Consider the following 7244-nt stretch of genomic DNA (forward strand, 5'->3'; position numbering starts at 1 on the left):
CTCCTCCCCTTGGGAGTCAGGATGAAGCTTGCCGAATGAATACGGAAGAAGACGGTGAGATGGCGGTGACCAGGGGGAAGCATGGGGAATCCCACGCCGGAACGGTGTTGACCCGGCCCAAGTCCCCGATTAGCTTCGTCATGCGGATTGCTGATTCCGTACAGCGGAAGATGGAGGTCGGAATGGGGCAGGGTCGGCAGGAGAACGTGGCGACGAGTCTCGCGGGCGCCGTCAGCGAGGAGATCAGCGCCTTCCTCGCCCCCGTCGACGCGGAACTGGAGCGCCGCTACCCCGGCGACCCCGGCACCCGCCAGCCCGTACACACCGTCTACGTCCCCGGCGACGCGTTCGCCGCCGACACCATCCGCACCTGGGGCGACCGGGCCCTCGCCGCCCTCGACGCGCACGCCCCCGACGCCGCGTCCTTCGCCGCCGTCCTCGGCCTCCCCGACCACCTCGCCGACCCCGTGTACGACCGTGTCCGCGCCAAGCTGGAACGCGAGCCCGTCGAGGACCTCCGCGTCGACTTCGAGGACGGCTACGGGCCGCGCCCCGACGCCGAGGAGGACGAAGCCGCCGCCCGCGTCGCCCGGCTGATGGCGCAGGCGTACGCGAACGGCACGGCCGCCCCGTACATGGGCATCCGCGTGAAGTGCATGGAGGCACCCGTCCGGGACCGGGGCATCCGCACCCTCGACATCTTCCTCACCGGCCTGCTGGAGGCCGGCGGCCTGCCCGACGGACTCGTCCTGACCCTGCCCAAGGTGACGTACCCCGAGCAGGTCACCGCCATGGTCCGCCTGCTGGAGGCCTTCGAGAAGGCGCGGGGCCTCGCGCCCGGCCGGATCGGCTTCGAGATCCAGATCGAGACCAGCCAGGCCATCCTCGCCGCCGACGGCACCGCCACCGTCGCCCGCATGATCGGCGCCGCCGAGGGCCGCGCCACCGGACTGCACTACGGCACCTTCGACTACAGCGCCTGCCTCGGGGTCTCCGCCGCCCACCAAGCCAGCGACCACCCCGCCGCCGACCACGCCAAGGCGATCATGCAGGTCGCCGCGGCGGGCACCGGCGTCCGCGTCTCGGACGGCTCGACGAACGTCCTCCCGGTCGGCCCGACCGAACAGGTCCACGCCGCCTGGCGCCTCCACTACGGTCTCACCCGCCGCGCCCTGGCCCGCGCCTACTACCAGGGCTGGGACATGCACCCCGGCCACCTCCCGACCCGCTACGCGGCCGTCTTCGCCTTCTACCGCGAGGGCTACGAACAGGCCGCCGCCCGTCTGTCCCGCTACGCCAACCGCGCCGGCGGCGACGTCATGGACGAGCCCGCCACCGCCAAGGCCCTCAGCGGCTATCTGCTGCGCGGCCTCGACTGCGGCGCCGTCGACATCGACGAGGTGGCCGGGGCGACCGGACTGACCCGCGGGGACCTGGAGGGCTTCACAGCGCCCCGCAGGGCGGACCTGACTGTTTCCGGCCACTGATTCCGGCCGGTCGTGTAGCGGTCCTGTGACAGCCGTCGCCGCTGGTCCGAGCCGTCCCCGAAGCACCGTAGTCTGTACGCCCACTCATTGACGTGTTCAGAGGAACGGGGCACTGGTGTCTTCGGGGGCGAACGAACAGGCGGACGGCGTCGGACGGCTCCTCGCCGGCCGGTACCGCATCGTGCGGCAGCTCGGTCGCGGTGGGATGGGCGTGGTCTGGCGCGCCGTGGACGAGGTGCTCCACCGCGAGGTCGCCCTCAAGGAACTGCGCACCTACACGGACGCCGACGCGCCCGAACTCGCGGACCTGGGGCTGCGGATGCAGCGCGAGGCCCGGGCCGCCGCCCGTATCCGGCATCCCGGCGTCATCGCCGTGCACGACGTCGCCGAGGTCGACGGCCGCCCGCTGATCGTGATGGAACTGGTCGACGGTCCCTCCCTGGACGACGTCCTGCGCGACCGGGGCCTGCTCGACCCGCGCGAGGCGGCCGCCATCGGCGCCAAGGTGATGGACGCGCTGGCCGCCGCCCACCAGGTCGGCGTGCTCCACCGCGACGTCAAGCCCGGCAACATCCTCCTCGACCGCTCCGGCCGGGTCGTCCTCACCGACTTCGGCATCGCCACCATGGAGGACCCGAACGACGGCTCCGCCACCCATCTGACCCGCAGCGGCGAACTCGTCGGCTCCCTCGACTACCTGGCCCCCGAGCGCGCCCAGGGCAACGACCCAGGCCCCGCCTCCGACGTCTGGGCGCTCGGAGCCACCCTGTACGCGGCCGTCGAGGGCACCTCCCCGTTCCGCCGTACGTCCACCTGGTCGACGCTGACCGCGATCGTCGCCGAACCGCTCCCGGAGCCCCGGCGTTCCGGCCCCCTCGCGCCCGTCCTGCTCCAGCTGATGGACAAGCGCCCGGAGCTCCGACCGGACGCGGCCCGGGCCCGCGAGCTGCTGGAGGCGGTGGCCGCCGGTGCCGCGACCCACACGCCGGCCAGCGGGGTCGGCGGCCCGGCCGCACCGCCGAGACAGCAGACCGAGCGGAGCGTCCCCTCGGTGCCCCCGGGCTTCGGCCCGCCCACGGCGGGCGCCGGCAGCGGCTTCGCGGCCGCGGGCGCGGGTGCCGGTCCTGGCGCCGGCTTCGGGCCGCCGCAGCCGATCCCGGGGTCCGGGACCGGGGCGGCGCAGTCCGCCGGCCACTCCGGTACCGGCGCCTCCCGGCAGGCCGGTGCTCCGGCCACCGGGGCGTCCCCGTCGGACGGCGGCCCCGGCTCCGGTGCGCAGCCCCAGGTGGCCGCGTCGGGGGCCGTCACCACCGTGTCCGCCCCCGGCAGCCCCCGCCGCCGCAAGGGGCGCGGCCTGCTCGCCGCCGTGGCCGTCCTCGTGGTGCTGGCCGCCACCGGAGCCACGGTCGCGCTCGTGAACCGCGACGACGGCACCGGGACGGGCGCCCGGCCCGCGCCCACCGACTCGTCCGGCGCCCCCTCATCCGAGGGCCCCAGCCGGGGCACGGTCGACCTCTCCGACGACCGCGAGGACAAGAAGAAGGACGACGAGAAGACCGCGGACCCGAGCGAGAAGCCCAAGCAGGACGAGAAGGACACCGAGCCGTCCGCCTCCCCGTCGAAGAACGCCGGCGGCGGCACGACGGGCGGCGGTACGGGCGGCTCGGACACCTCGGGCGGCTCCACCGGCGGCGACACGACCGGCGGGACCACCTCAGGAGGGTCCGGCGAGGAGCCCGTCTGCCACCCGATCGGCGGCGGCAAGTACAACTGCACCGTGTGGGCCACCGCCAAGTCCTACGACGCCGCCGGCACCGAGGTCGGCATCCTCAAGGCGGGCACCAACTACTTCTTCTGCCAGCAGAACACGGGCCGCCGCGAGACCTCCGGCCAGTGGACCAACGTCTGGTGGGCCAAGACCGACGACGACAGCGGCAACCGCGACGTCTTCGTCAGTGTCGTCTACGTCAAGGGCGGCGACAACGACGCCGCGGTGCCCGGCCTCCCGGTCTGCTGAGGGTCCGTCGGCCGCCGTGACCGGGGATGCGGCCGTACATACGGCTCCAGCCCCGAGGCCGTCGTCCACCGCTTCTGCGCGAACAGCTCCCGCCCTCGGGCGCACAGGGCGCGGTCGCCGCGCGCACGGGCGCAGAACTCGTCGGGCGTCGTGCCGAACAGCTCCCGCAACTCGGCCGACGCCGCGAGGATCTCGGTGAGCAGCGGGCGCTGCCGGCCGGGATGGGCGCGCGGTGCGGGACCGCCGTCACGCAGCACGCCCCACCGGTTGACGTAGATCCAGGCGGTGTCCAGGACCTCGCCCGACTCCAGCTCGACACGGAAGTCGGCGGCGGGCAGGGCGGCGCGGTGGAAGTTCCCCGTCGGCGAGTCGGCGCCCTCGCTGGCGTCGATCACGGCGAGCTGCGCCTCGTCGAGCCAGGTGATGAACAGGTCGCGGGTCGCGCCGGGGGAGCGGAACGGCGACGCGGACAGATAGCCGAGCAGGCTGACATGGGCGGAGACCCCGATCCCCACACCCGTCACCCGGGCCTTGACCATGGGCACCCGGCACTCCACCCCGTGTTCCGCCATCTTGTGCACGAGCTGCGCGGGACAGGCGTTGGAACCGACCGACAGCACGGGGACCCGGTCCTCGAAGCGCAGCCTGTCCAGGGGGAGCATGCGGTTGCCGTCCAGGAGCGCGGACTCCTCGGGCCAGGCGCCCGGATAGCTCAGCGGGTCCTCGCGGGGCGCCACGTCGAGGCCGAGCGCCTCCAGCGTACGGGTGTCGGGGGAGGCCAAGGCTCAGCCCTCGGGCGGCAGTTCGCCCGAACCGCGGGCGATCAGCCGTGTCGGGAGCTCGATGCGTTCCGGGGCGACGAGGGAACCGTCCAGCTGCTGGAAGAGCCGCTCGGCGGCGGTCCGGCCCATCCGGGCGGGGTCCTGGGAGATCACCGTGATGCCCGGCTGGAGCAGATCGGCCAGCTCGAAGTCGTCGAACCCGACGAGGGCGACCCGCCGCGCGTGCTCGGCGAGGACCCTCACGACGGTGACGGTCACCCGGTTGTTGCCCGCGAAGACCGCGGTCACCGGGGCCGGACCGGACAGCATCTCCTCGGCCGCCCTGCGCACCCGCTCGGGGTCGGTGACGCCCAGGGACATCCAGGATTCCTCGACCGGTATGCCCGCGTCCTCCATGGCCGCCCGGTAACCGCGCAGCCGTTCGGCGGCCGTGTGGATGCGCGGCATGTCGCCGATGAACCCGATCCGGCGGTGCCCGTGCGCGATGAGGTGCGCGACGCCGTCACGGGCGCCGCCGAAGCTGTCCGACAGCACGACGTCGGCGTCGATCCGCCCGGCGGGGCGGTCCACGAACACCGTGGCGACGCCCGCCCTGATCTCGGGCTCCAGATAGCGGTGGTCGTCACCGGCCGGGATGATCACCAGGCCGTCGACGCGGCGCGCGCACAGCGCCAGCGCCAACTCCTGCTCCCGGTCCGGGTCCTCGGCGCTGGAGCCGTTGATCAGGAGCGAGCCGTGGGCGCGGGAGACCTCCTCCACCGCCCGGCTGAGCGGGCCGTAGAACGGGTCGGCGAGATCCTCCAGGACGAGGCCGATGCTCGCGGTACGGCCCTTGCGCAGCACCCGCGCGCTGTCGTTGCGCCGGAAGCCGAGCGCGTCGATCGCCTCCTGCACCCGGCGCTCGGTGTCCGGGGTGACGCCCGGCTCACCGTTCACCACGCGGGAGACGGTCTTCAGGCCCACGCCGGCCCGCGCGGCGACGTCCTTCATCGTCGGGCGGTTTCCGTAGCGGTTCTCCGGTCGGCGGGCGATGCCGCGGGCGGTCTCGGGCACTCTGCGCTGTCCTGTCCTGTTGTCCCGTGCGTGGCCGGTGGGTGTCGCATCCCGCGGTCCGCGGTGTCATGCGTGGTACGTGTCGGCTCTGTACGGCTGTTGACGATGTGGCGAGCATAGAGCCTGGACAACGTTGTCACGGGCGGGGGAGACTGTCTATCGCATTCTCTGGCCGGCGCCCCCCACCAGGCGAGCGTCGTGCTGCCCGAATTTCCGGCCGGAGATCCGGGCGCCGCAGGATCCGGGTGCCCGGGAGGAGACTCGGAGCGGGAGAACTGACACTGATGCAGACCGACCTCGTGGCCGCGCTCGACATAGGCGGCACCAAGATCGCCGGGGCCCTGGTGGACGGCCACGGCCGGATCGTGGTGCGCGCGCAGCGCCCGACGCCCGCCCGGGAGGACGGCGACACCGTGATGCGGGCCGTCGAGGGAGTCCTCGGTGAGCTGACCGCCGCCCCGCAGTGGGAGGCCGTCACGGTCGTCGGGATCGGCAGCGCGGGCCCGGTGGACGCCTCCGCCGGCACGGTGAGCCCCGTCAACGTCCCCGGCTGGCGCGGATTCCCGCTGGTCGAGCGGGTGCGGGCGGCCACCGGTGGGCTGCCCGTCGAACTGATCGGCGACGGTGTGGCCATCACCGCCGCCGAGCACTGGCAGGGCGCCGCGCGCGGCCACGACAACGCGTTGTGCATGGTGGTGTCCACGGGCGTCGGCGGCGGCCTCGTCCTGGGCGGCCGCCTGCACGCCGGGCCCACCGGCAACGCCGGTCACATCGGCCACATCAGCGTGGATCTCGACGGCGACCCCTGCCCGTGCGGTGCCCGCGGGTGCGTCGAGCGGATCGCGAGCGGCCCCCACATCGCCCGCCGCGCCCTGGACAACGGCTGGCGGCCCGGCCCCGACGGCGACACCTCGGCCGCCGCGGTCGCCGCCGCGGCCCGCGCGGGCGACCCCGTCGCCGTGGCCTCCTTCGAACGGGCCGCACAGGCCCTCGCGGCCGGTATCGCCGCCACCGCCACGCTCGTCGAGATCGACATCGCCGTCATCGGCGGCGGCGTCGCGGGCGCCGGCGACGTCCTGTTCGCCCCGCTCCGCGCCGCCCTCAAGGACTACGCGACCCTGTCGTTCGTCCAGCACCTGACCGTGGCCCCGGCCGAGATGGGCACGGACGCGGGCCTGGTGGGAGCGGCAGCGGCGGCGCTGATGCGGGGCCGGTGAGAAGGGGCCGGTGGGAGGAGGCGGTGAGAAGGGGCCGGTGGGAGGAGGCCGGTGAGAAAGGGCCTGTGAGAGGAGGCCGGTGAGAAGAGACCGGTGAGACGGCGTGGTGACGCCGAGGCGATGACGTCCCGCAGAACACCCCGGCGAGCGGCGCTTTGGCGCGTGGTGGGACCCGGTGCGGTCGGGGCGTTCCGGTCGGTCACGGGTTCGGTGGGGCGAAACGACGGGGTGGCCGTGACCCGGTGGGCTCCTGCCGCGTTGAGCGGGGCATGAAGAAGCGCAGCATGCTCGCCATCGCCTCCCTCGCCACCGGTTTCGTCGTCGCGGCCATCACGCCCTCGCACGGCCTCGAAGCCGCGGACACCCTCGGAAAGGCCGACGGGCTGAGCAAACTGGACGTCGAGGGCACCCTCGACACCGTCGGCAGGACGGTCGCCGACGACAGCCTGGCGGTCGGCGACGACGCCCTGGGCGGCGTCTCGGGACAGCAGGGCAAGGCGGGCAAGGAAGGCTGACGCCCTCCCTCGGCACCGGCGGGTTCTCCCATCCGCCTCGCACGACACGGTGGCGGGGGGGGGGGGGGGGGGGGGGGGGGTGGGGGGGGGCCCCCCCCCCCCCCCCCCCAACCGGTCTTGTCTTCCTGCTGGGAGGAAAAGGCAAGGGGGCAAAAAAAAAGAGGAAGAGGAAA

General features: G+C 73.9%; 6 protein-coding genes. 4 read left to right on the forward strand and 2 right to left on the reverse strand.

Going from position 1 to position 7244, the window contains the following annotated elements:
- Window positions 1–182 precede the first annotated feature (182 nt).
- Window positions 183–1487: a DUF6986 family protein gene (locus ACZ4Z2_RS15505; protein WP_468076139.1), complete on the forward strand. Its 1305-nt coding sequence runs from the start codon at window positions 183–185 to the stop codon at window positions 1485–1487.
- 115 nt (window positions 1488–1602) lie between these two features.
- Complete coding sequence (locus ACZ4Z2_RS15510) at window positions 1603–3504, forward strand: serine/threonine-protein kinase (RefSeq protein WP_468076141.1); 1902 nt, start codon at window positions 1603–1605, stop codon at window positions 3502–3504.
- Here ACZ4Z2_RS15510 and ACZ4Z2_RS15515 read toward each other — a convergent pair.
- Together ACZ4Z2_RS15515 and ACZ4Z2_RS15520 are read right to left on the reverse strand one after the other, a co-directional pair.
- Window positions 3450–4286, reverse strand: coding sequence for a hypothetical protein (locus tag ACZ4Z2_RS15515; protein WP_468076143.1), 837 nt, complete (start codon window positions 4284–4286; stop codon window positions 3450–3452). The genes ACZ4Z2_RS15510 and ACZ4Z2_RS15515 overlap by 55 nt on opposite strands.
- Window positions 4287–4289: 3 nt before the next feature.
- Window positions 4290–5339 carry a LacI family DNA-binding transcriptional regulator gene (locus tag ACZ4Z2_RS15520; RefSeq protein WP_468076145.1) on the reverse strand — a complete coding sequence of 350 codons (1050 nt, stop codon included), beginning with the start codon at window positions 5337–5339 and terminating at the stop codon, window positions 4290–4292.
- Window positions 5340–5623: 284 nt separating this feature from the next.
- Between ACZ4Z2_RS15520 and ACZ4Z2_RS15525 the strand changes: the two genes are divergently transcribed.
- Entirely contained in the window at window positions 5624–6556 is a 933-nt protein-coding gene (locus ACZ4Z2_RS15525; RefSeq protein ID WP_468076147.1) for an ROK family protein, read from the forward strand.
- Window positions 6557–6825: 269 nt separating this feature from the next.
- On the forward strand, window positions 6826–7071 hold the full coding sequence (locus ACZ4Z2_RS15530; protein ID WP_468076149.1) for a hypothetical protein: 246 nt from the start codon (window positions 6826–6828) through the stop codon (window positions 7069–7071).
- Window positions 7072–7244: the final 173 nt, after the last annotated feature.

It is taken from the genome of Streptomyces sp. NPDC030183 (genome assembly GCF_055573455.1).

Coding starts and splice junctions, on each gene's coding strand:
- ACZ4Z2_RS15505 (WP_468076139.1), top strand. CDS start 183: ATGGGGCAGGGTCGGCAGGAGAACGTGGCGACGAGTCTCGCGGGCGCC.
- ACZ4Z2_RS15525 (WP_468076147.1), top strand. CDS start 5,624: ATGCAGACCGACCTCGTGGCCGCGCTCGACATAGGCGGCACCAAGATC.
- ACZ4Z2_RS15530 (WP_468076149.1), top strand. CDS start 6,826: ATGAAGAAGCGCAGCATGCTCGCCATCGCCTCCCTCGCCACCGGTTTC.